17 protein-coding genes are annotated in these 21887 nt (G+C 68.5%); 6 read left to right on the top strand and 11 right to left on the bottom strand.

Going from position 1 to position 21887, the window contains the following annotated elements; genetic code table 11:
• Positions 1-7: 7 nt before the first annotated feature.
• On the bottom strand, positions 8-922 hold the full coding sequence (gene urtB / locus ACZYRS_RS15100; protein WP_198789575.1) for an urea ABC transporter permease subunit UrtB: 915 nt from the start codon (positions 920-922) through the stop codon (positions 8-10).
• A 77-nt stretch (positions 923-999) separates the two neighbouring features.
• Positions 1000-2265, bottom strand: coding sequence for an urea ABC transporter substrate-binding protein (gene urtA, locus ACZYRS_RS15095; RefSeq protein ID WP_198789574.1), 1266 nt, complete (start codon positions 2263-2265; stop codon positions 1000-1002).
• A gap of 252 nt (positions 2266-2517) precedes the next feature.
• Between urtA and ACZYRS_RS15090 the strand changes: the two genes are divergently transcribed.
• The 3 genes from ACZYRS_RS15090 (at position 2518) to ACZYRS_RS15080 (ending at position 7681) form a co-directional block, all read left to right on the top strand.
• Positions 2518-5925 carry a hybrid sensor histidine kinase/response regulator gene (locus ACZYRS_RS15090; protein ID WP_463419903.1) on the top strand — a complete coding sequence of 1136 codons (3408 nt, stop codon included), beginning with the start codon at positions 2518-2520 and terminating at the stop codon, positions 5923-5925.
• Complete coding sequence (locus ACZYRS_RS15085) at positions 5888-6826, top strand: response regulator (RefSeq protein WP_463419902.1); 939 nt, start codon at positions 5888-5890, stop codon at positions 6824-6826. Before ACZYRS_RS15090 ends, ACZYRS_RS15085 begins: the two co-directional genes overlap by 38 nt.
• Positions 6827-6889: 63 nt before the next feature.
• Complete coding sequence (locus ACZYRS_RS15080; protein WP_463419901.1) at positions 6890-7681, top strand: TIGR04325 family methyltransferase; 792 nt, start codon at positions 6890-6892, stop codon at positions 7679-7681.
• A 30-nt stretch (positions 7682-7711) separates the two neighbouring features.
• On the opposite strand, the gene ACZYRS_RS15075 is transcribed toward ACZYRS_RS15080, so the two are convergent.
• The gene (locus ACZYRS_RS15075; protein ID WP_093433445.1) at positions 7712-8143 is read right to left on the bottom strand and encodes a VOC family protein; all 432 of its coding nucleotides are present in this window, start codon (positions 8141-8143) and stop codon (positions 7712-7714) included.
• A gap of 114 nt (positions 8144-8257) precedes the next feature.
• Between ACZYRS_RS15075 and ACZYRS_RS15070 the strand changes: the two genes are divergently transcribed.
• Complete coding sequence (locus tag ACZYRS_RS15070; RefSeq protein WP_463419900.1) at positions 8258-9154, top strand: LysR family transcriptional regulator; 897 nt, start codon at positions 8258-8260, stop codon at positions 9152-9154.
• A 110-nt stretch (positions 9155-9264) separates the two neighbouring features.
• Here ACZYRS_RS15070 and ACZYRS_RS15065 read toward each other — a convergent pair whose 3' ends face one another.
• The gene (locus ACZYRS_RS15065) at positions 9265-10209 is read right to left on the bottom strand and encodes a S1C family serine protease (protein WP_463419899.1); all 945 of its coding nucleotides are present in this window, start codon (positions 10207-10209) and stop codon (positions 9265-9267) included.
• Between the two features lie 36 nt (positions 10210-10245).
• Complete coding sequence (locus ACZYRS_RS15060) at positions 10246-10950, bottom strand: CC0125/CC1285 family lipoprotein (protein WP_463419898.1); 705 nt, start codon at positions 10948-10950, stop codon at positions 10246-10248.
• A gap of 270 nt (positions 10951-11220) precedes the next feature.
• Here ACZYRS_RS15060 and ACZYRS_RS15055 point away from each other — a divergent pair, with 270 nt between their 5' ends.
• Complete coding sequence (locus ACZYRS_RS15055; RefSeq protein ID WP_463419897.1) at positions 11221-12039, top strand: substrate-binding domain-containing protein; 819 nt, start codon at positions 11221-11223, stop codon at positions 12037-12039.
• 26 nt (positions 12040-12065) lie between these two features.
• Here the strand turns inward: ACZYRS_RS15055 and ACZYRS_RS15050 are convergent, their stop codons facing one another.
• From ACZYRS_RS15050 to ACZYRS_RS15035, 4 genes are all read right to left on the bottom strand, one after another.
• Positions 12066-14381: a response regulator gene (locus ACZYRS_RS15050; RefSeq protein WP_463419896.1), complete on the bottom strand. Its 2316-nt coding sequence runs from the start codon at positions 14379-14381 to the stop codon at positions 12066-12068.
• Entirely contained in the window at positions 14374-14832 is a 459-nt protein-coding gene (locus tag ACZYRS_RS15045) for a response regulator (protein ID WP_198789566.1), read from the bottom strand. The genes ACZYRS_RS15050 and ACZYRS_RS15045 overlap by 8 nt, the downstream gene beginning before the upstream one ends.
• The gene (locus tag ACZYRS_RS15040) at positions 14825-17098 is read right to left on the bottom strand and encodes an ATP-binding protein (RefSeq protein ID WP_463419895.1); all 2274 of its coding nucleotides are present in this window, start codon (positions 17096-17098) and stop codon (positions 14825-14827) included. Before ACZYRS_RS15040 ends, ACZYRS_RS15045 begins: the two co-directional genes overlap by 8 nt.
• A gap of 223 nt (positions 17099-17321) precedes the next feature.
• On the bottom strand, positions 17322-17939 hold the full coding sequence (locus ACZYRS_RS15035) for a biliverdin-producing heme oxygenase (protein ID WP_463419894.1): 618 nt from the start codon (positions 17937-17939) through the stop codon (positions 17322-17324).
• Positions 17940-18118: 179 nt separating this feature from the next.
• On the opposite strand from ACZYRS_RS15035, the gene ACZYRS_RS15030 reads away from it, so the two are divergent.
• Positions 18119-18850: a transporter substrate-binding domain-containing protein gene (locus ACZYRS_RS15030; protein WP_463419893.1), complete on the top strand. Its 732-nt coding sequence runs from the start codon at positions 18119-18121 to the stop codon at positions 18848-18850.
• Positions 18851-18854: 4 nt separating this feature from the next.
• Here the strand turns inward: ACZYRS_RS15030 and ACZYRS_RS15025 are convergent, their stop codons facing one another.
• Positions 18855-19271 carry a hypothetical protein gene (locus tag ACZYRS_RS15025; RefSeq protein WP_463419892.1) on the bottom strand — a complete coding sequence of 139 codons (417 nt, stop codon included), beginning with the start codon at positions 19269-19271 and terminating at the stop codon, positions 18855-18857.
• An 81-nt stretch (positions 19272-19352) separates the two neighbouring features.
• Positions 19353-21572, bottom strand: coding sequence for a M1 family metallopeptidase (locus tag ACZYRS_RS15020; protein WP_463419891.1), 2220 nt, complete (start codon positions 21570-21572; stop codon positions 19353-19355).
• Positions 21573-21887: the final 315 nt, after the last annotated feature.

Here is a 21887-nt window from a genome sequence, read left to right as displayed (position 1 = left end):
GGGTTCATCAACGACGCACCTTGACGGCGAACAATCCCTGCGGCCGCATCATCAGGATCAGCACGATCAGCGAGAGCGTCAGCACCTTGGCCATCGAGCCGGTCATGAAGAACTCCGAGATCGACTGCGTCTGCGCAATGCCGAAGGCCGAGACCACGGTGCCAAGAAGGCTCGCCGCGCCGCCGAAGGTGACGACCAGGAACGCATCGACGATGTAGAGCGAGCCCGAGGTCGGCCCGGTCGAGCCGATGGTGGTGAAGGCCGCGCCCGCCATGCCGGCGATGCCGCAGCCGATGGCGAAGGTCAGGCGGTCGGTCTTCATGGTGTCGATGCCGGTCGCGTTGGCCATCGTTCGGTTGGCCACGGTGGCGCGCACGCGCAGGCCCCAGCGGCTCTTGTGCAGCGCGATCAGCACGCCGGCCGTGACGAGCCCTGTGAGCGCGAGCACGAAGAGGCCGTTGATCGGAATGTCCAGGCCTTCATGCGGCGTCCACGAGCCCATGATCCATTCGGGCAGCGTGGGGCTCACTTCCTTCGGGCCGATGAAGGTGCGAAAGATCTGCTGCAGCCCCAGGCTCACGCCCCAGGTTGCCAGCAGCGTGTCGAGCGGGCGCTTGTAGAGGTGGCGAATCAGCACCCACTCCACGATCCAGCCGACGATGAAGGCGAACACGAACGCCAGGCCGATGGCGATCGGAAAGTAATACGGCATGAACGCGGGCGCCATGCTTTCGGTGACGCGCGCGGCCAGGTAGATCGAGTAGGCGCCGATGGTCATGAACTCGCCATGCGCCATGTTGATGACGCCCATCTGGCCGAAGATGATCGCAAGCCCGAGGCCCATGAGCAGCAGCACCGCGAAGAGGCTCAGCCCCGCGAAGCCCTGCATGAGGCCGATGTTCATCATGTCCGACAGAGTCATGGCGGGAAGTCCGGAGTGTTGGGGTTGCTCCCTCTCCCGCACACGGGAGAGGGTTGGGGTGAGGGCCGACGGCCTGCTTACTGGTAGCCCTTGGGAAACGGATCGGGCTTGATCAACTCCGCCGACTCCGCCACCACCTTGAACGTCCCATCGAGCTGCCCCTGCCCGATGCGCGCCTTGCTCCACAGGTGGTGGTTCGCGTCCAGCTTCACGTAGCCTTCGGGCGCCGTCTTCAGCTCGATGCCCGGCGAGCCGGCAACGACCTTGTCCACGTCGAAGCTGCCCGCCTTCTCCACCGCGGCCTTCCACAGCCACGGCCCGAGGTAGCCCGCCTGCGTCACGTCGCCGATCACTGCGTCCTTGCCGTACTTGGCCTTGAAGGCGGCGACGAACTTCTTGTTGTTCTCGTTGTCGAGCGACTGGAAGTACTTCATCGACGAATAGAAGCCCGCGAAGTTCTCGCCGCCCACGCCGGTCATCTCGTCCTCGGTCACGGCCAGCGTCAAGAGGAACTGCTTGTCGCCGGTGATGCCCGCGGCCTTCAGTTGCTTGTAGAAGGCTACGTTTGAGCCGCCCACCACCGCCGCGAAGATGCAGTCGGGCTTGGCCACCTTGATCTTGTTGATCAGCGAGTTGAAGTTGGTGTGGCCCAACGGGTAGTACTCCTCGCCCTTGACCGAACCCTTCTGGAAGTTCTCGATGTGCTTGCGCGCGATCTTCATCGAGGTGCGCGGCCAGATGTAGTCGGAGCCGACCAGGAAGAAGGTCTTGGCCTTCTTCTCCTTGGCGCCCCAGTCCAGGCCCCAGATGATCTGCTGCGTGGCCTCCTGGCCCGTGTAGATCACGTTCTTGCTCTGCTCCAGGCCTTCGTAGAAGGTGGGGTAGTACAGGAGGCCGTTCTCTTTTTCGAACACCGGCAGCACGGCTTTGCGCGAGGCGCTGGTCCAGCAGCCGAAGACGGCCGCGCAGTGGTCGTTCACGAGCAGCTTCTTCGACTTCTCCGCGAAGGTGGGCCAGTCAGAGGCGCCGTCTTCCTTGATGACCTTGATCTTGCGGCCCAGGATGCCGCCCATGGCGTTGATCTGGTCGATGGCCAGTTGCTCGGCCTGGATGGAGCCGGTCTCCGAGATGGCCATCGTGCCGGTGGACGAATGCAGCTGGCCCACCGTGACTTCGGTGTCGGTCACCGCGAGCTTGGTGGTGTTGACCTTGGCGGTGGGGAACTGCGACTGGCCGAAGCTCAGGCCGGAGAGGCCCATCACGGGCAGGGCAGCGGCGCCCTGCAGCAGGCGGCGGCGGCGCAAGGCCAGGGCATCGAGAGAGGGATCGGAATCACGCGGCATCAGGAACTCCAGGCAGGTTGAAAAATGAGGTGGCCGCGCACCATCGCAGTGCATCGGACGGTGCCCCGAGCACCATGGCTGGTACTTTAGAAATCAGTTCCCTTCCCGCGAATACGTCATTCAACGTAGCGGCGCGAACCCGCCCTGCCCGCAGACTCCCGAGCCAGACATCGGTGGTCCGTCGGTGGCAAGCGGCACAGGGAGCGCTTCTTGCTGTACCTGCCCATGCCACCGCCGCCGCGAGAACCCGCCATGACATCCGTCTCCGGACAGAAGATCTTTCGCATCCGCCGCGACTACAACGCCTGGGTCGCGAACGAGACGCTGGAGGACTACGCGCTGCGCTACACGCCGCGCAGCTTTCGCAAGTGGTCGGAGTTCCGGGTGGCCAACGCGGCGTTCGGCGCCACCTCGTTCCTGGCGCTGGAGGCCATCGGCGGGGCGATCGCGCTGAGCTACGGCTTCTCGAACGCGCTGTGGGCCATCCTGGTGGTGGGGCTCATCACCTTTCTCACGGGCCTGCCGATCTCGTACTACGCGGCGCGCCACGGCGTGGACATGGACCTGCTCACGCGCGGCGCGGGCTTCGGCTACCTGGGCTCCACGCTCACCTCGCTGATCTACGCGAGCTTCACCTTCATCTTCTTCGCGCTGGAGGCGGCCATCCTCGCGCTGGCGCTGCAGATGTACCTGGACTGGCCGCTGTGGCTGCTGTACCTGGTGTCGTCCATCGTGATCATTCCGCTGGTGGCGCGCGGCATCACGCTCATCTCGGGGCTGCAGCTGTGGACGCAGCCGATATGGATCGTGCTTTTCGTCTGCCCCTTCGTCGCGGTGCTCGTGAAAAAGCCCGAGCTGTACGCAGACTTCACGGGCCTCGTGGGCCGCACCTCCGACAGCAGCGGCTTCGATCCGCTGATGTTCGGCGCGGCCGCCACCGTGGCCTTCTCGCTCGTGGTGCAGATCGGCGAGCAGGTCGACTACCTGCGCTTTTTGCCCGAGAAGACCGCCGCCAACCGCGGCCGCTGGTGGACCGCGGTGCTGGTCGCGGGGCCGGGCTGGATCGTGCCCGGCATGCTCAAGATGATGGGCGGCGCCTTTCTCGCGTTCCTCGCGCTGCAGCACGAGATACCGGCCGCGCATGCGATCGAGCCGACGCAGATGTACCTCACGGGCTTTGCGTACGTGCTGCGCGATCCGGCGTGGATTCTGGGCGTGACGGTGCTCTTCGTGGTCGTCTCGCAGATGAAGATCAACCTCACCAACGCCTATGCGGGCTCGCTCGCGTGGTCGAACTTCTTCGCGCGGCTCACGCACAGCCACCCGGGGCGCGTGGTGTGGCTGGTGTTCAACGTGGTCATCGCGATCCTGCTGATGGCGCTGGGCGTGTTCGCCGCGCTGGAGCACGTGCTGGGCTTCTACAGCAACATCGCCATCGCCTGGGTCGGCGCGCTGGTGGCCGACCTGGTCATCAACAAGCCGCTGGGCTGGAGCCCGAAGACCATCGAATTCAAGCGCGCTCACCTGTACGACATCAACCCCGTGGGCCTCGTCGCGATGCTGGTGGCCGCGGCGCTCGCGATGCTCGCGTACTCGGGCGCGCTGGGCCAGTGGGCGAAGGCCTTCTCGCCCTTCATCGCGCTGGCCACGGCCATGGCCGTTTCGCCGCTGCTCGCCTGGAAGACGCGCGGCCGCTACTACCTCGCGCGCACCGACATCGACCGCTGGGCACCGGGCCAGAGCGTGAAGTGCTCGGTGTGCGACAACAGCTTCGAGTCCGAGGACATGGCGCACTGCCCCGCCTACAGCGCGCCGATCTGCTCGCTGTGCTGCACGCTCGAATCGCGCTGCCACGACCGCTGCAAGACCGACTCGCGCGCGGCCGAGCAGATGAGCGGCTGGCTGCAGGCGCTGCTGCCGCCGGCGCTGTCGGCGCGGCTCAATTTCCGCGTGGCGCACTACCTGCTGATCGCCACCTCGCTGATCGCGCTGCTGGCCACGGTGGTCGGCGTGGTCTATGCGCAGGAGGCCATCGCGGGCACCAGCGACCCGACGCTCGCCACCGCCTTCCTCAAGGTGTTCGCGCTGCTCTCGGTGGTAGCCGCGGTGGCCGCGTGGTGGGTGGTGCTGGGCAGCGAGAGCCGGCAGATGGCGCAGGAGGAATCGAACCGCCACAACAACCTGCTCGCGCTGGAGATCGAAGCCCACCGCCGCACCGACGCCGCGCTGCAGACCGCCAAGGAAGCCGCCGAGGCCGCCAACCAGGCCAAGACGCGCTACGTCGCGGGCATGACGCACGAGCTGCGCACGCCGCTCAACAGCATCCTGGGCTATTCGCAGATCCTGCTCAAGGGCGATGCCGCCGCGCCGCCGCGCGAGGCCGTGCAGACCATCCACCGCAGCGGCGAGCACATGCTCGGGCTCATCGACGGCCTGCTCGACCTCGCGCGCATCGAGGCCGGGCGCCTGCAGCTGGAGCCGGCGCCGCTCGCGCTGCCGGCCTTTCTCGACCAGCTCGTGCACATGGTGCGGCCGCAGGCGGAGAGCAAGGGCCTGGCCTTCGTCTGCACGCACGCGGGGCAACTGCCGGCCTGGGTGCATGCCGATGCCAAGTGGCTGCGGCAGATCCTCATCAACCTGCTGACGAACGCGGTGCGCTTCACCGACAGCGGCACCGTCACGCTGCATGTCGATGCGCGGCGCGAGGTGCTGCGCTTCGACGTGGTCGACACCGGCATCGGCGTCGCGCCGCAGGACCACCTGCGCATCTTCGAGCCCTTCGAGCGCGGGGCCGCGGGGCGCCGGCGCGGCGAGCCGGGCACGGGGCTGGGCTTGACGATCACCGCCCTGCTCACCTCGCTGATGGGCGGCGAACTGGTGATGGCCCACACCTCGCCCGCGGGCAGCACCTTCAGCGTACGCGTGTACCTGCGCGAAGTGGCCGACCCCGGCCCGCAGGCCAAGGGCGGTGCCCTGCGGCAGCCGGTGTCGGGCTACATCGGCGCGCGCCGCACGCTGCTCGTGGTGGACGACCAGCCCGTGCAGCGGCAGATGCTCGCCGGCATGCTCATGCCGCTGGGCTTCGAGATCCGCGAGGCCGCCAGCGGCACCGAGTGCCTGGACAGCCTGCGCGAAGAGCTGCCCTCGGCGATCCTGCTGGACCTCACGATGGACGAGATGGACGGGTGGCAGACCGCCACCTCGGTGCGCGCCACGGGCTTCGAGAGCATCCCGATCATCATCGTCTCGGCCAACATGTTCGAGAACCAGGCCGAGCGCCTGCGCGCCGCGGGATGCCAGGCCTTCGTCGGCAAGCCGGTGATCGAGTCGGTGCTTATCGCCACGCTGGAGCGGCACCTGGGCCTCGAATGGCTGACGGCCGCCGACGCGATGCCGCCCGCGAGCGACGAAGAAAGCGCGCCGCGCCCACCGCGGCTCGTGCTGTCGGAAGACGACCGCGCCGAGCTCATGCGCCTCGTGCAGATGGGCCACGTGCGCGGCCTGCAGACGGCGCTCGACCGGCTGGCCGCCGCATCGCCCGCGGCGGCCGCGACCTGCACCTGGCTGCGCGGCTTGGTCACGCGCTTCGACCTGGACAACCTCCGCAACGCACTGGCAGAAGATGCAGACACTCCCCTCGGCCCCGTCCTTTCGTCCTGAATCCGAACGCCCCGTGGTGCTGGTGGTGGACGACGCCCCCAGCAGCCTGGGCATGCTGTGCGACACGCTGGAGGCCAGCGGCTACACCGTGCTCGTGGCGGCCGACGGCGAGGCCGCGCTGCAGCGGCTCGAACTGGTGGTGCCCGATGCAATCTTGCTCGACGGCTTGATGCCCGGCCTCTCGGGCTTCGAGACCTGCCGGCGCATCAAGGCCAACCCGGCGCTCGCGCACATTCCGGTGCTGTTCATGACGGGCCTCTCGGAAACCGCGCACGTGGTCGAAGGATTCGAGTGCGGCGGCGTCGACTACGTGGTCAAGCCCATCCGCGCGCAGGAGGTGCTCGCGCGCCTGCACACGCATGCGCGCAACGCCCGCATCACCCGCATGGCGCGCGATGCGGTCGACGTGGCCGGCATGGGCGTGGTGTTCGTGGACACGCGCGGGCGCATCGCATGGCGCTCGCCGCAGGCGGCGCTGTGGCTGCATGCGCTCGAAGAGCCCGTCTCGCCCGGGCTGCTGCCGCAGTCGCTCGAGGCGGCGCTCGTGGCGGGCGCGGCGATCGCCGTCGGCACGGCGACGGGCATGCGGCTGTCGGTGCGCAACCTGGGGGCGGCGGCGCTCGGCGAGACGATGCTCCTGTTCGCGATGCAGCGCGATGGCGCCGGGGGTGCCGGGGGTGCCGCGGGTACTTCTTCGGCGCGGCTGGCCGAAGCCGCCCTCACGCCGCGCGAGACCGAGGTGCTGTCGTGGCTCGCCAAGGGCAAGACCAACCGCGACATCGGCGAGATCCTGGGCACCAGCCCGCGCACGGTGAACAAGCACCTGGAACACATCTTCGAGAAGCTGGGCGTGGAGACGCGCGCGGCTGCGGCCGCGCTGGCGAGCGGACAACTGGCCTGAGGGGGGTAGGTACCCACCCCCCGGGTTTTCCGGTCATTGAATACGCAAGCATTGGTCTGCAGAATGACCGCATCACCGGAGATCAAGATGCTCTCGAAACTGCTCCCGTTCTCTTCCCCCGAAAGCGCCTACCGGCACAAGTTCCTGAACAACCAGGACGAGAACCTGTTCATGGGATCGTTCGAGAGCTTCGCCGCGGCCGAGGCCGGCGCGCCCGCGTCCAAGGCCGTGGGCTACGACCACGCCGAGGCCGCCAGCCTCTACAGCCCGCAGATCTATTTCTACGACTACCCGGGCCTGTTCTGGCTCGGCCGCTCGATCGACGCGGGCCTGGCGCGCATCTTCGATCTCGGCGGCCACATCGGCATCAAGTACTACGCGTTCCGCCGCGTGCTGAGCTACCCCGCGAACCTGCAATGGACCGTGTGCGACGTGCCCAGCGTGGTCGAGAGCGGCCGCGCGCTGGCCGTGCAGCGCGAGGCCACCGAGCAGCTCGCCTTCACCACCGACTACCGCGACGCGAGCGGCTGCGATGTGCTGTACGCCTCGGGCAGCCTGCAGTACCTGCCGGTGCGCATCGACGAGATCCTGTCGTCGCTTGCGGCCAAGCCGCGGCGCATCGTGCTGAACACGACGGCCGTGCACCCCGAACGCACGCTCTTCACGCTCAACAGCATCGGCGTGGCGGTGTGCCCCTACCGCATCGAGCACTACGACGAACTGCTGGCCATGCTCACCCGCTCGGGCTACCGCAAGCGCGATGCCTGGCGCAACGAGGGCAAGCCGATCGAAGTGCCCTTTGTCGACGGCGGCGACAAGACCTACTACGCGGGCGGGTGCTTCGACCTGATCTGAAGCGCGTCCGGCAACCGGACGCTGTGTGCCTCAGACCGCGAACAGCGAATCCAGGTTCGCGAACGACTTCATCTCGATCGCGTTGCCCGAGGGGTCGAGAAAGAACATCGTCGCCTGCTCGCCCGGCTCGCCCTTGAAGCGGATGTAGGGCTCGATCACGAACTTCGTCTGGCGCGCCACGAGCTTGTCGGCCATGGCCTGCCACTTGTCCATCGGAAGAATGGCGCCGAAGTGCCGCACGGGCACGTCGTGGCCGTCCACCGCGCTCAAGGCCTTGTGGCCGCATTCGTCGGGCGCGAGGTGGGCCACGATCTGGTGGCCGTAGAAATCGAAATCGACCCACTGGGGTGCGCTGCGGCCCTCGGGACATCCGAGCAGTTCGCCGTAGAACGCGCGGGCTTCGGCGATGTCGCGCACGGGGAATGCGAGATGGAACGGGATGCGTGTTTCCTGGGTGCTCATGGGGCGTCGTCGTGGTGTTGAGGGAATCTGGCCTGCCCGGACTCTAAGCAATCGGCTGCATTACCGAAAACGATATATTTCTTCTCTGAGCATCAATAATTTCGATTAATCCCCATGATCGACGAACTCAAGACCTTCATCACCGTCTGCCGCCACGGCACCTTCGCCGCGGCGGGCGAGCGCATCGGCCTCACGCAATCGGCGGTGAGCAGCCAGATCAAGCGCCTCGAAGAGAGCCTGGGCTTCGCGCTCTTCGACCGCACGGGGCGCTCCGCCACGCTGAACGCAGCGGGCGAAACGACGCTCGCGCGCGCGGAGGAAATCTGCACGCTCTACGCCAGGCTCGGCGACCTGCCCGACGACGCCACCAACCGCGGGCTGCTGCGCATCGGCGCCATCGCCTCGGCGCAGCCGACGCTGCTTGCACGGGCGCTCGCGCGGCTGCGCCAGAGCCTGCCGCTGCTGCGCGTGCACGTCTCGCCCGGCGTATCGATGCGGCTCATGGACGACCTGGACGCGGGCGGCATCGATGCGGCGGTGATGATCCGGCCGCCCTTCGGCCTTCTTCCCGACCTGGCCTGGCAGCCGCTGGTGCAGGAGCCCTATGTGCTGATCGTGCCGGCCGATGTGCCTGGAAAAAACTGGCGCACGCTGCTGCAGGAACAGCCGTTCCTTCGCTACGACCGCGCCTCGTTCGGCGGGCGGATGGTCGAGCGGTTCCTCCGGCGCGAGGGGCTGCAGGTGAGCGACTCCATCGAGGTGGACGAGATATCCGGCCTCATCCACATGGCGGCCAAGGGACTGGGCGTGGGCCTCGTCCCGCTGGTCGAGGCCCATCTGCCGCTGCCACCGGGCGTGCGCACGCTGTCGCTCGGCGCGCACACGTTCCACCGCGAGGTCGGGCTGCTGCAGCGCAAGCCGCGCGCCAGTCCGCCCGTGGTCGCGCAGCTGGCGCAATGCCTGCAGGAAGCGGTACGAAGCTCACGCACGGGGCGGCCGAAGAAAGCTTGATCGCATCCGAAAGGAAACATCATCCGGAACACCGCGTCGGTTGCGGCCTCGTCGAGAGGAGCGCGCCGCGCGTGAGCCGCCCCACGCGGGGGCCCGATGGGCCGGCGCAGTCACTGCCTGAGTTCTTCGCAGCGGCCGGCCTCGCACTTCACCAGAAGCGCATAGCCGTCCGTGCAGGCGACGGTGTAGGTCTCCACGCCCGCGCCCTTGCCGACCAGCGCCGCGCGCGGATCGGTGGTGCAGCGCTGTGCCCTGGCCAGTCGTTCGGCATCCATCGCGTTCTGGCCCACCGGTTGCAGCTCGGCCTGTGGCGATACGGGTATCGCCACGGCCACCGGTGCCGGTTCCGCGGCCGGTGCCGCTGCAGCCGGAACGATGGGCCTCTCTGTGCGCCGGTACTCGGCCATGGCAAGGCGACCGCGCGCGGGCACTTCGCCGATCCACTGGGCGGGCCGCGCGAAATTCAGGTTCTGCGCGCTGCCGCCGATCGCGGCGGTGGTGATGCCGATCAGCCGCGCCTGGTCATCGAAAAGTCCGCCGCCGCTGGAGCCCGGCGAGATCGGCGCCGTGGCCTGGATGTACTCCACCTCGCCCGCGGCATTGCGCCGCAGCGCGGAAACCAGGCCGTCGCTCAGGGTCTGCTCCAACCCGCGCGGTGCACCGATCGCAAACGCCTTCTGCCCGACCTGCAAGGCGGCCGTGGGCACGACGGCCGGTGCCGTTGCGGACGACGGCAGGCCGTCCGCCTTGAGCTGGCAGAGGTCGCGCTCCGGGTCCGGAAACTCGAGGCTCGCGGGCAGCTCTTCGCGCTCGCGCCGCAGCGTGACCGACACGGCCCTGCGAAGCACATGGCAGTTGGTGACGAGGCGGCCGGGGCCCACGACGACGGCGCTGCCGCTGCCGAGCGCGCGCCCCTGGTCGTCGCGCGGCACCACGACCCACACGGCGGGCGAGACCTTCCGGAAGATCTCCTCGGGCGTCAGCGCGCTCGCAAGGCCGGGCAACAAGGTGCAGAAAGCCGCGGCCGCAGCCAGGCGTGTCGTTGTTGTTTTCATTGGAGGTTCCGCCAGAAAGATGAACGCCCTGCCCGGCTACTTCGGCAGCAGCCCACTGAGATCCCTCATCTCGACGCGCCCTGCACCGCCGCCCGACCACGGCACCGAGGCGGGCTGCACTTCGGTCACCGGATCGGGAAAGGTCACTGCGCGCCGGACGATTTCTTCCGCGGTCAGCGCGCCGCTTCGGCCCTGGCTGGTGACGAAGGGCTTGAGCGCGTTCATCACCGCGTTCGCGCGCAGAGAGTAGCGCGCACCGGGCTCGGTCGAGGTCTTGAACATCAGGATCGTGGCCTTGCTGGTCCAGGTGGTGATGGTTCCGCCACCGCCGGGCACGTAGATGTAGGTCGGAGCCCGGTAGCCGCCGCTGCCGCCCCCGCCGCCGCCCTTGAGCTCGATCCACTCGGGCGCATCCGTCTCGTCTTGCGCCAGGCGAAAGTCCGGCTGGTCATCGGGTGCGGAGGCGCTGGCCTTGGGCAGCGCGATGAAGTAGGCGTAGCCCTTTTGCACCGTCAGGTCCGCGCACCGGTAGAGCCAGTAGTTCCACACGGCCTCCTTGGAGGTGTTGCCGTTGCCCGAGAACTCGACGATGTAGCTGTTGTCGGCGAGGCGCGTGTCGGTGTAGCCGCCGGTGGCCCCCTTGGGCTGGTACACCGTGGTGCAGGCGGTCAGGAGGCTGGCGGCCGCGACGGCTGCGAGCGCGGCCATGGTCCTGAGCGAGATTCGTACGTGCAGCTTCATCATCTTCTTCTTGTTCAAGTGGGAAACCAACACGACGATACAAACATCGACGTGAAAGCACAACGACAGCTTCGGTCCGCCTCCGACCGGTGCAACGGAAACTCCGGCCGCCGTTGCAAAACCGCAGAAACCCGTCACACGGCATCCCCGCCCCGCCCGCGTCGGTAGTAACCCCAGAATCGATGAAGGCGGATTGACAGCCCCGGCCTCTACGATGGCAACGACGAGCAGCGGCCACGCTGCCACCCGCCCCTTTTTCCAGGAGACACCGTGAACCCCGTTCTTTCCTCCCTCACCCGCCGCGCAGCACTCCCCCTCGTCGCGGCCCTCGCGCTCGCCGGCTGCGGCAGCTTCGGCAACGACACCAAGCCGGCCGCGGGCGGCGACATCCACGTCATGACCTCGGGCGGCTTCACCGCCGCGTACAACGACCTGCGCCCGGCGTTCGAACGCAGCAGCGGCCGCACGGTGAAGACGGCCTACGGCGCCTCGATGGGCAACGCGCAGGACTCGATTCCGAGCCGCCTCGCACGCAACGAGCCGGCCGACGTGGTGATCCTCGCGCGCCCGGCGCTCGACGACCTCGTCGCCAAAGGCAAAGTGGTGCCGGGCAGCCAGGTCGACCTCGTGCGCTCGGCCATCGGCTTCGCGGTGCGCAAGGGCGCGCCGAGGCCCGACATCGGCACGGTCGAGGCGCTCAAGCGCACGTTGATCGCGGCGCCGTCGATCGCCTATTCGGCGAGCGCGAGCGGCACCTACTACGAGACCGAGCTGCTCAAGAAGCTCGGCATCGAGGACCGGGTTTTGCCCAAGAGCAAGCGCATCCTGAGCGAGCGCGTGGGCACCGTCGTCGCGCGCGGCGATGCGGCGCTGGGCCTGCAGCAGGTGAGCGAGCTGCTGCCGGTCGCGGGCATCGACTACATCGGCCCGCTGCCCGCCGAGGTGCAGCAGAACACGGTGTTCTCGGCCGGCATCGCGACCGCATCGAAGCAGCCCGATGCGGCGCGGCAGCTGATCCGCTATCTCAACTCGCCGGCCGCCGCGCCCGCCATCGCCAAGACCGGGCTGGAGCCGCTGACAGCGCGCTGAGGCACGCCGCAGCCCCAGCGCGAGCCTCAGGGCGACTCGATCAGCGCCTTCACCCGCCGCGCGAGCACGTCCATCTCGAAGGGCTTGGTCATCACGTGCATGCCGCGGTCCAGGTGGCCGTGGCTGAGCACCGCGTTCTCTGCATAGCCGGTGATGAAGAGCACCTTGAGCCCCGGTCGCGCGGTGCGCGCCGCATCGGCCACCTGCCGCCCGTTCATGCCGCCGGGCAGGCCCACGTCGCTCACCAGCAGGTCGATGCGCTGGCGCGACTGCAGGATGCGCAGCGCGCCCGCGCCGTCGCCGGCCTCCAGCGTGGCGTAGCCCAGGCTGCGCATCACCTCCACGATGATCATGCGCAGCGCGGGCTCGTCGTCCACCACCAGCACCGTGTCGCCCTGGTCGGCGCGCGGCGCGAGCGTGGCCTCGGCCGGTTCGCTCGCGGCTTCTTCCTGCTCATCGTGGCGCGGCAGGTACAGGCTCACCGAGGTGCCGTTGCCCGGCTCCGAATAGATGCGCACCTGCCCGCCCGACTGCTTGGCGAAGCCGTAGATCATCGACAGGCCCAGGCCCGTGCCCATGCCGATCGGCTTGGTGGTGAAGAAGGGGTCGAAGGCGCGCGCCACCACCTCGGGTGTCATGCCCACGCCGTTGTCGCTCACGGTGAGCGACACGTACTGGCCCATGGGCATGTCGCGTTCGCTCGCGGTGCGCGCATCGACCCAGCGGTTGGCGGTCTCGATCACCAGCTTGCCGCCCTCGGGCATCGCGTCGCGCGCGTTGATGCACAGGTTCAACAGCGCGTTCTCCAGCTGGCTCGGGTCGGCATGCACGTTCCACAGCCCCACGGCCGCAACCACCTCCAGCGCGATCTGCGGGCCCAGCGTGCGGCGCAGCAGCTCTTCCATGTCGGCGACCAGCCGGTTGGCGTTCAGCGGCTTGGGCTCCAGCGTCTGGCGCCGCGAGAACGCGAGCAGCCGGTGCGTGAGCGCGGCCGCGCGCTTGACCGCGCCCTGCGCCACGCCGATGTAGCGCTCCAGGTCGGCCGGCTGGCCGTCGATGGCGCGCCGGCGCATCAGCTCCAGGCTGCCGCTGATGGCCGCCAGGAGGTTGTTGAAGTCGTGCGCGAGCCCGCCGGTGAGCTGGCCCACGGCTTCGAGCTTCTGGCTCTGGCGCAGTTGCTCCCGCGCGGCCTCCAGCTCGGCGGCGCGCTCTTCCACCTGCCGCTCCAGCGATTCGGCAAAGGCCTGCAACTCGATCTGCGCCTCGCGCCGCGCGATGGCCGAGCGCACGCGGTCGCCGGTCTCGCGCACGAAGTCGAGCTCGTCGCGCGTCCATTCGCGCGCCTGCCCGTGGTTCAGGTACAGCAGCCCGACCAGCCCGCCGCGCTCGGTGAGCGGCATGTTGACCACCGCGCGCGCGGTGATGGCGTCCAGCGCATCGGCGGTGTCGCGGGTGCGCGGATCGGTGCGCGCATCGGCGAAGGCCACCGTCACGCCGCGCAGCAGGTCCTCGATGTAGGAGCCGTAGTCGCGAAAGTGCAGCACGCCCGCCAGGCTCGCGACGCCGGGCGCGGTCCAGTCGCGGTCGATCGAGATCGTCTCGGCCGCCTTGTCCACCAGGCCGTACCCCGCGCGGTCCACGCGCAGGCGCTCACCCAGCATGGCCGAGGCCACGTAGGCGATTTCCGCCGGCTCGTCGATGTCGCGGATGCGGTCGCCCAGCTCCATCAGCGCGAGCCGGCGCGACTCGGCTTCGCGGAAAGTCTCGTTGGCCACCTGCAGCTGGAACTGCGCCACGCGCTTGGCGCGGCGGTCGGCGGCTTCCGTCAGCGCGCGCTCCAGCACCACCGGCAGGCGCGCCAGGCGCCCCTTGCTCACGTAGTCGGTCGCGCCGCGCTTCAAGAGCTCGACCGCGTTGTCCTCGCCGATGACGCCCGAGACGAAGATGAAGGGCGTCTCGGGTGCCAGGCGCCGCGCGATCTCCAGCGCCTCTTCGCCCGAGAACCCCGGCAGCTCGTAGTCCGAGAGGATGAGCGCATGGCGCCGCTCGCCCAGCGCCGCGACGAAGCCGCGCTCGTCGCGCACCACATGCGTTCGCGCACCGGGCAGCGCCGCGGAGAGCGCCTCGCCCAGCAGTTCGACGTCGAAGCGCGAGTCTTCCAGGATCAGGACCTCGACCGCGCCGGGCGTTGCGGCATCCATGACCGCGATGCCGCCCACGCCACCCGCGCCATCCGCGCCATCCATGGCGGTCATGGCGCCCATAGCGGCAGCGGCACCCGCGGCCGCGGCAACCGCCGCGTCCTTCCCGTCCGGCACGCGCTCGACGCCCGGGCTATTCATGTCTGCGCGTCGCCTTCAGCGAACCGGGCGGCGGCTCGTTGAGCACCGCCCAGAAGACCCCGAGTTCGGCGATGGCCGAGACGAACTGGTCGAACGCCACCGGCTTGACCACATACGCGTTCACGCCCAGCTCGTAGCTGCGCAGCACGTCCGACTCTTCCTGCGAGGAGGTGAGCATCACCACCGGAATGCTGCGCAGCCCGGCGTCGGCGCGCACCGCCTGCAGCACCTCCAGGCCGGTCACCTTGGGCAGCTTCAGGTCCAAGAGGATCACGGCCGGGTTGCCCTCGGCGCGCGCGGCGTATTCGCCCTCGCGGCGCAGGTAGTCCAGCGCCTGTGCGCCGTCGCGCAGCACGATGACGTCGTTCGCCAGCTGGCTGCGTTCCAGCGCGATGAGGGTGAGTTCCAGGTCTCGCTTGTCGTCTTCGACGAGCAGGATCGGCTTAAGCATGTCCTTCTCCGTTGTCTGGCGGCGTGCCCGCCGCGTTGTCGTTGCTGTTGTTACCGGTTCCCCGGTTGGGCAGGATGAAGCCGAAGGTCGCGCCCTCGCCCATCGCTCCCTTCGCCCAGACCGTGCCGCCATGGCGCTCCACGATCCGCTTCACGTTGGCCAGGCCGATGCCCGTGCCCTCGAATTCCTCGGCCTGGTGCAGCCGCTGGAACACGCCGAACAGCTTGTCGACGTACTTCATCTGGAAGCCCACGCCGTTGTCCTGCACCTCCAGGCCAATGCCCAGGTCGTTGCGAACGGCACGCACCGCGATGCGCTGCGGATCGCGCGTGCGCGAGTACTTCACCGCATTGGCCAGCAGGTTGCGCACCGCCACCTGCAAGAGCAGCGGGTCGGCGTAGAGCACGGGCAGGCCGGCATCGACCTGCCATTCGATGCGGCGTGCCGGCTCCAGCCGCACCAGCTCGCGCACGAGCCCCTCGACCAGCGAATCGGTGTCGACCATGCGCTGCTTGAGCGCGGCGCGGCCCATGCGCGAGAAGTCCAGCAGCGCATCGACCATCTGCCCGGCGAACGCGGCCGCGTCCTTCACGTGGCCCAGGTACCGGTGGGCGCGCTCGCTCAGCTGCTTGCCCTCGGTCTGCGCGACCAGGTCGACGTAGCCCGCGATATGGCGCATCGGCGCGCGCAGGTCGTGCGACACGGTGTACGAGAAGGCTTCCAGCTCCTTGTTCACGCGGCCCAGTTCGGTGGCCACGGCCGCAAGCTCCTCGGCGCGGCGCAGCACCACGCCGATGAGCGCCTGGCGCAACTCGGCCGCCGCGCCGACCTCGGCCGGCGACCAGGCCGCCGACCGGCCGCGCACCTCCTCGGCCCAACTGGAGAAGCTCAACCGCGGATGGATGCGGCCGCTCGCCGCGGCCTTGGGCTTCTGCGGATCGCCGGCCCACTGGATCGTCTGCACGATCTCGGGCCGGAACCACAGGATGAGGTGGCGGTGCACCTGCGAGATCGAGATGGCGAGCACGCCCGCCGCCACGCCGCGGAACTCGACGGCGGGCGCGAAATGCGCGGGCAGCTCGCTGCTCTCGTAGACCTCCACGCCGAGCCCGGCGATCCAGCTGGCCAGCTCCTGCACGTGGGCGCGCGCGGGCACGTCGCCCACGCTCCAGACCTCGTCGTCCAGCACCACGGCCGCGCCGGTGGCGCGCGCGAGCCGCAGCATGAGCGAGGACTCCGACACCAACCGCTGCAAGGTGGCGTCGCTGTCCGCCAGGTGCGAGACGATCTGCAGCGTGAGCTGGCGCAGCTCCAGCCGCTCGGCCACCGCGACATTGCTTTCCTTGGACTGGATCTGCAGCGACAGCAGGTGGCCCAGGTGCTCGCAGGCCAGGCGGGTGCCCGTGTCCAGGAAGCGCGGCTGGTGGTCGTGGCACGAGATGAGCCCCCAGAGCCGGCCGTCGATCACGATCGACACCGACATCGATGCGAGCGTGCCCATGTTGCGCATGTACTCCAGGTGGATCGGCGAGACGCTGCGCAGCTGCGCCTGCGAGAGGTCCAGGTCGGCCGCGGTGAGCGCCGGGTCGGCCGCGCGCAGCGGCACCGGCGTGTAGGTGGCATCGGCGATGAGCCGGAAGTGGTTCACCAGGTAGAGCGCGCGCGCCTGCTGCGGAATGTCGGAGGCCGGAAAGCGGTGGCCGGTGTAGCTGTCGTAGCCCGGGTCGGCCTCCTCGGCCAGCACCTCGCCATGGCCGGCCGCGTCGAAGCGGTAGACCAGGCAGCGGCCGAAGCCGGTCAGGCGCTTCATTTCCGCGGCGGCCAGCTGCGCGAGCCGCTCCAGCGTGTCGGCCCGCTGCAGCTTGGGCAGGAACACGCGCCCGAGCGAGTAGATCGGCGCCTCGTTGCCGGCGGTCGGCCGCGCCTTCTCGAACTCCAAGAACAGGTGGCGTTCGCTGCGGTGCGCGGCCACGTCGAAGGTGTGGTCCGCCACCCGCAGCGCGCCCAGCGAAACGGGCGTGGCGCCGGGCTGCAGCGCGGGCAGCGAAAGGCTGCGCGCGGTGTCCTGCGCGGCGGCGAGCTCGCCGCCCGGCCAGTTGTCGCTCCAGGCGACGAGTTCGAGCGAGCCGGGCTGCAGCACGAGCATGCGGCCGTGCGGCTGGATCGATCCGGGCACGCGGATGGGCTCGAGGTCGCAGGACGACAGGTCGACCTCGGGCGGCCGCAAGGCATGGGGGGTGGGGGAAAGCGTGTGGGGCTGGGGCACGATCAGGCGGCGGGGAAGGCGCGGGAGGCGCGGGAAGCGAGGGCGGCGTGAGGGGCGTGAGGGGCGTGAGGTAACGAATCGGCAGAAGGAACGACGATGACCGAGCAGGCCAAAAAGCCGCGACGGTCAGCAAGGGCACGGATGGCGCCGCGCCGGCTCTTCGGTAAAAAACGGATCGCGGGGATCATGCCTGTGCGTTCTGCTGTGTCTCGTCGGCCGTTTCCTACAGGCCGAAGCGGGGCATGAGGCTGCGGAACCCGGCCGTTGCGCCGCGGCGGGCCGCTTCGACGGCGGCCGGATCGGCCAGCGCGGCGCCCAGCTGCGCGACGAAATCCTTCCACTGCGCCGCCGGTCCGTCCGGCGCATCGGCCGGCTGGAAGTAGCGCATCGGATGCGGCGCCAGGCGCGGGGCGAGCCGCTTGTGCATGGCCATGCCGCCGAGCTGCGAGCCTTCGACCACATAGGCCAGGCCCCAGGCGAAGGCGGGATCGCGGGCGGCTTCTTCCGACAATGCGGCGGGCATCGCATCGACGCTCTCGCGAGCCGTGCCGTGCGCGCCGGCGGAGGGCGCACCGAGATCGTCCAGATCGAGCGCGAGCGCGGCAAGGCGGCGGTCCGTGCGCCGGGCCAGGCGGTCCAGGCCCGGCACGCCCGGGGCGGCGAGTGCCGCGCGCACGGCCTGCAGCCAGGGGCGCAGCGCACGCAGGTGGGCTGCGTAGTCGGCCAGCGAGGCATCGGCGCGCGCAATCGGAAGTTGGCTGTCCAGCGCCTCGTGCAGCGCGTGGGTGGCAGCACGCAGCGGTCGCAATACGTCGGCGATGGCGGGCGGATTGGTCGTCATGAAACGGTCGAAAACTGCGGTGTGGAAGGAATGAAAAAGCTCGAACGAAGCGTACGCGACCGCCGCGCGGCGCCGGTGGGCGCGCTTCCCTTCCCGCAGTAGGAATTCCGGCCGGCTCGCTCGTAAACTGGCCTGACTCCCGCCCTCCTTCCTTCCCTCCCCCCAGACGAACGGATGCCATGACCCAGCCCTCCCCCGCCCTCGTTTCCGCCTTCGCGCCCAACGGCACGCTGCGCGCCTCGATCAACCTCGGCAACCCGATCCTCGCCAACAAGGACGCCGCCAGCGGCGAGCCGGTGGGCGTGTCGATCGACCTCGCGCGCGAGTTCGCCAGGCGCCTGGGCGTGGGCATCGAGCTCGTGGTGTTCGAGAAGGCCGCGGCCTCGGTCGATGCGGTGAAGAACGAGAAGGCCGACATCGGCTTCTTCGCGATCGACCCCGCACGCAGCGAAGGCCTGCGCTTCACCGCGCCCTACGTGCTGATCGAGGGCAGCTACCTCGTGCGCGAATCAGCGGCACTGAACGACAACGCGCAGGTCGATGCGCAAGGCCATCGCATCTCGGTCGGCTCGGGCAGCGCCTACGACCTGTTCCTCACGCGCGAAATCCAGCACGCCGAGATCGTCCGCTTGCAAGGCGCCGGCCCCGCGCTGGCCGCGTTGCGATCGGGCGAAGTCGAAGTGGCAGCGGGCATTCGCCAGTTGCTCGAGGGCGAGGCAGCGCGCGCACCGGGCGTGCGCGTGCTGCCGGGCCGCTTCATGGTGATCCAGCAGGCGATGGGCACGCCGGCCAGCCGCGGCGCCGACGCGCAGGCGCTGCTCGCCGCCTTCGTCGAAGAGATGAAGGCAAGCGGCTTCGTCGCCGATACGCTGAAACGCCACCGCATCGAAGGCGCGATCGTCGCGCCTTAGTCCGTCAGAGCTTGTAGGCCTCCACCGGCCCCTGCGAATAGAACAGGAAGTAGCCGGTCTCGGTCTTGAAGCTGTCCTTCTGCCAGCCCGGCGGCACCTTGAAGATCGCGAGCTGGTCGCTCGAGACGCCGACGAACTGCGTGTTCTCGCCGTCCGTGGTGATCCTGTTCCAGCGCTCGCGCGTCACCGGCTGCATCTGCATCTTGGGTTCGCTCCACTCGGGCGTGCGCACCTTGTCGCGCATGATGTAGCGGCCGCCCTGGCGCTCGATCTTCACGACCTCCTTGAGCGCGCCGTTCGTCTTGATGGCGTAGACGCCGACCAGCTCGGCCTCGGGGCCACCACCTGAGCCACCCGCGCCGCAGCCCGCCAGCAGCGAGACGCAGGCGCCTGCCACGATGTACTTGAATAGGTTTTTCATGATGTTCATGGTGTGAGGCGTGAGCCGCCGGACGCGCCCGCGAAGGCACGCCCGGCCGGCATCACGCACAGGTCGCGAAGGTCAGCGCTTGTCGTTCTCGCGCAGCTTCAGGCTGCCCTGGAAGCGCAGTGCGTGCGGGTACTCCTCCTTCTCGCCCGCATCCACCGCCGCCATCTTCTGCTGGCTCAACTGCGTCTTCGCGAGCACCGGCGCCGGCAGGTTCAGCACGCCCTTGATCTGGTCGTACTGCGCCTGCGTGATGCGGCCCACGCTCAACAGCCGGAACGCATCGCGCTCGATGTTCAGCAGGAGCGGCTTGTTGGCCGCCAGGTTCTGCACCTTGGCCAGCAGGTCGCTCCACGACTGCGCGCTGTAGTTGCTCACGTAGTAGTCCTGCCCGGTCGGCCCGGTCAGCACCGCCGTGCAACCCGGCAGTTCCAGCTGCACCGCGTTGTTGGACATCACGACGGTCTTGCGTTGCTCCATCGCATCGCCGTACGCCAGCGTGACGGGGATGGTCCACGTCGAGGCCGGGAACTGGTTCTGGTTGGGGAACGCCTCCTGGCTGATGTTCACGTAGGTGCGGTCGCCGGCGCATTGCGCATCCACCGTCAGGAGCGGAATGCCCGTCTGGCGGATGAGGCTGTCGCCGATGTCGCTCACCTTCTTGTCGGTGGCCTTCTCGAGAGAACTCCACAGCCGCGAGGGCGTGACGTTGCCGTACGCGTAGTCCTTCAGGTAGATCTGCAAGCCCTTCTGCATCGCCTCTTCGCCGATGTAGTTCTGGATGGTTTCCAGCACGTGGCTGCCCTTGTTGTAGACGAAGATCGACGGGCTGATGAAGCCGAACGAACCCGCGTCGTTCAGGTTGCGCTGCACGGGCACGGCGGTGTTCTTCAGGTCGGCCACGATCACGTTGTGCTTGTCCAGCACGTAGTCCGAGAAGCTGTAGTACTCGGGGTGGAATTTGATCGTGGTGCGCCGCTCGAACCAGCGCGCGAACGACTCGTTGAGCCACACGTTGTCCCACCAGTCCAGCGTGACCAGGTCACCGAACCACTGGTGCGCCACCTCGTGCGTCACCACCGTCACCGAGTACAGCGTGGGCGTGTCGCCGGGCTTGGTCAGCACCGCGTCGGCGAACTCGAAGATCGAGCCCCAGTTCTCCATGCCGCCGAAGCCGGTGTTGGGCTTGTTGTTGTAGCTGTCGTTGGCAGCCACGGTGTCGAACTTCTTGAAGGGCAGCGGGATGCCGGTGTACTTGTAGTAGTAGTCCATCGACACCTTGGTCCACTCCATCGCGAACTTGGCCCAGTCCGAGCGGCCCGGCGGCGTGAACCAGCGCAGCGGCATGTCGGTGCCGTCCAGCGGGTTCTTGAAGGTGTCGGCCAGGATGTCGAACTTGCCGCCGCCGAAGAACGTGAGGTACATCGGCATCGAGGGCGTCTTCTCGAACGACACCTGCTGGTAGCCGTCGGGCAGTTTCACCGCCGACTTCTGCGCGCCGTTGGAGACCGTCTTCCAGTCGCCCGGCACCTCGGCCGAGATCTCGAAGGTGTGGCGGAAGGCCGGCTCGTCCCAGCCCGGGAACCACTGGCGCGCGTAGTTGGTTTCGCCCTGCGTCACGATGGCATCGCTGCTCACGCCTTCGGGCGTGGAGAGGCCCACCTTGAAGATGCCGGTCGCGGCCGAGCAGAACGGGTTGCGCGCCACTTCGGCGGGCGGGCAGTACTCCGCATCTGAGAATTGGATCTTGCCGTCCCACTCCATGTGCAGCAGGTACTTGCCCTTGGCGATCTGGCCGTCGTTCAAACGCAGCTGCACGAAGTCGCCGAGCGTCTGCGGCGTGGGGATCAGCGGAATCGCCTCGCCCGGGTTCGAGACCTTGCGCAGCGTGGTGCGGCCCTTGGCGAAGTTCAGGTTGTGCGCGGCCACCACGATCGCATCGACGGGCTTGAGCACCTCGATCTCCACGTCGCCGCGGCCCACGAAGGTCTTGAGCGCCGCATCGGGGCGGAACCACAGCTTGTAGTTGCTCGGCCAGACGGTGTCGGGCAGTTCCATCGGCCTGGCGGACTTGTCGACCGCAGCGACCGCGGCCGGTGCGGGCACGCTGTCGTCCGGTGTCTTGGCCGCGCTGTCGGATGCGGGGCCGGAGGTGATCGGGCTCGAAAGACCGACACCACTGCCGCCGCCGAACGAAGGACCACTGTCTCCTCCGCCGCCGCAAGCCGTGATGACGGCAAGGGTCACTGCGGTGATGGCAAGATGATTCACGAGGGAGTAATTGAGTTTTTTCATGATCGCCTTCTGGTAAGGACATTGCGCCGGCCTTGCATGCACCGGCGGGTAGCCGGCGATGCGCGGACACGCGCGGTGATGGAAGAACAACTGACGCTGCGAACAGGCAGCACCGCACCCTCCCGGCGAACGAGACGTTCGTCAGGACCACACGGAACCACCGGAATTTTTCTTGGCCGGCACGACACGAACGAACGGACGAACGTGCAACGCCAGGCCCCACCGCAAGCTATGCGGGCGGCCCCAGGATGCGGGGGGTGATGGCTTCCATTCCCGTCGATGCGCGGGTGGATGGGATGCGGGGGATCGGGCCTT

The organism is Variovorax sp. AC194 (genome assembly GCF_979257995.1).
This window is presented reverse-complemented; position numbering and strand designations above follow the sequence as displayed.

Coding starts and splice junctions, on each gene's coding strand:
- urtB (WP_198789575.1), bottom strand. CDS start 922: ATGACTCTGTCGGACATGATGAACATCGGCCTCATGCAGGGCTTCGCG.
- urtA (WP_198789574.1), bottom strand. CDS start 2,265: ATGCCGCGTGATTCCGATCCCTCTCTCGATGCCCTGGCCTTGCGCCGC.
- ACZYRS_RS15090 (WP_463419903.1), top strand. CDS start 2,518: ATGACATCCGTCTCCGGACAGAAGATCTTTCGCATCCGCCGCGACTAC.
- ACZYRS_RS15085 (WP_463419902.1), top strand. CDS start 5,888: ATGCAGACACTCCCCTCGGCCCCGTCCTTTCGTCCTGAATCCGAACGC.
- ACZYRS_RS15080 (WP_463419901.1), top strand. CDS start 6,890: ATGACCGCATCACCGGAGATCAAGATGCTCTCGAAACTGCTCCCGTTC.
- ACZYRS_RS15075 (WP_093433445.1), bottom strand. CDS start 8,143: ATGAGCACCCAGGAAACACGCATCCCGTTCCATCTCGCATTCCCCGTG.
- ACZYRS_RS15070 (WP_463419900.1), top strand. CDS start 8,258: ATGATCGACGAACTCAAGACCTTCATCACCGTCTGCCGCCACGGCACC.
- ACZYRS_RS15065 (WP_463419899.1), bottom strand. CDS start 10,209: ATGAAAACAACAACGACACGCCTGGCTGCGGCCGCGGCTTTCTGCACC.
- ACZYRS_RS15060 (WP_463419898.1), bottom strand. CDS start 10,950: ATGAAGCTGCACGTACGAATCTCGCTCAGGACCATGGCCGCGCTCGCA.
- ACZYRS_RS15050 (WP_463419896.1), bottom strand. CDS start 14,381: ATGAATAGCCCGGGCGTCGAGCGCGTGCCGGACGGGAAGGACGCGGCG.
- ACZYRS_RS15045 (WP_198789566.1), bottom strand. CDS start 14,832: ATGCTTAAGCCGATCCTGCTCGTCGAAGACGACAAGCGAGACCTGGAA.
- ACZYRS_RS15035 (WP_463419894.1), bottom strand. CDS start 17,939: ATGACGACCAATCCGCCCGCCATCGCCGACGTATTGCGACCGCTGCGT.
- ACZYRS_RS15030 (WP_463419893.1), top strand. CDS start 18,119: ATGACCCAGCCCTCCCCCGCCCTCGTTTCCGCCTTCGCGCCCAACGGC.
- ACZYRS_RS15025 (WP_463419892.1), bottom strand. CDS start 19,271: ATGAAAAACCTATTCAAGTACATCGTGGCAGGCGCCTGCGTCTCGCTG.
- ACZYRS_RS15020 (WP_463419891.1), bottom strand. CDS start 21,572: ATGAAAAAACTCAATTACTCCCTCGTGAATCATCTTGCCATCACCGCA.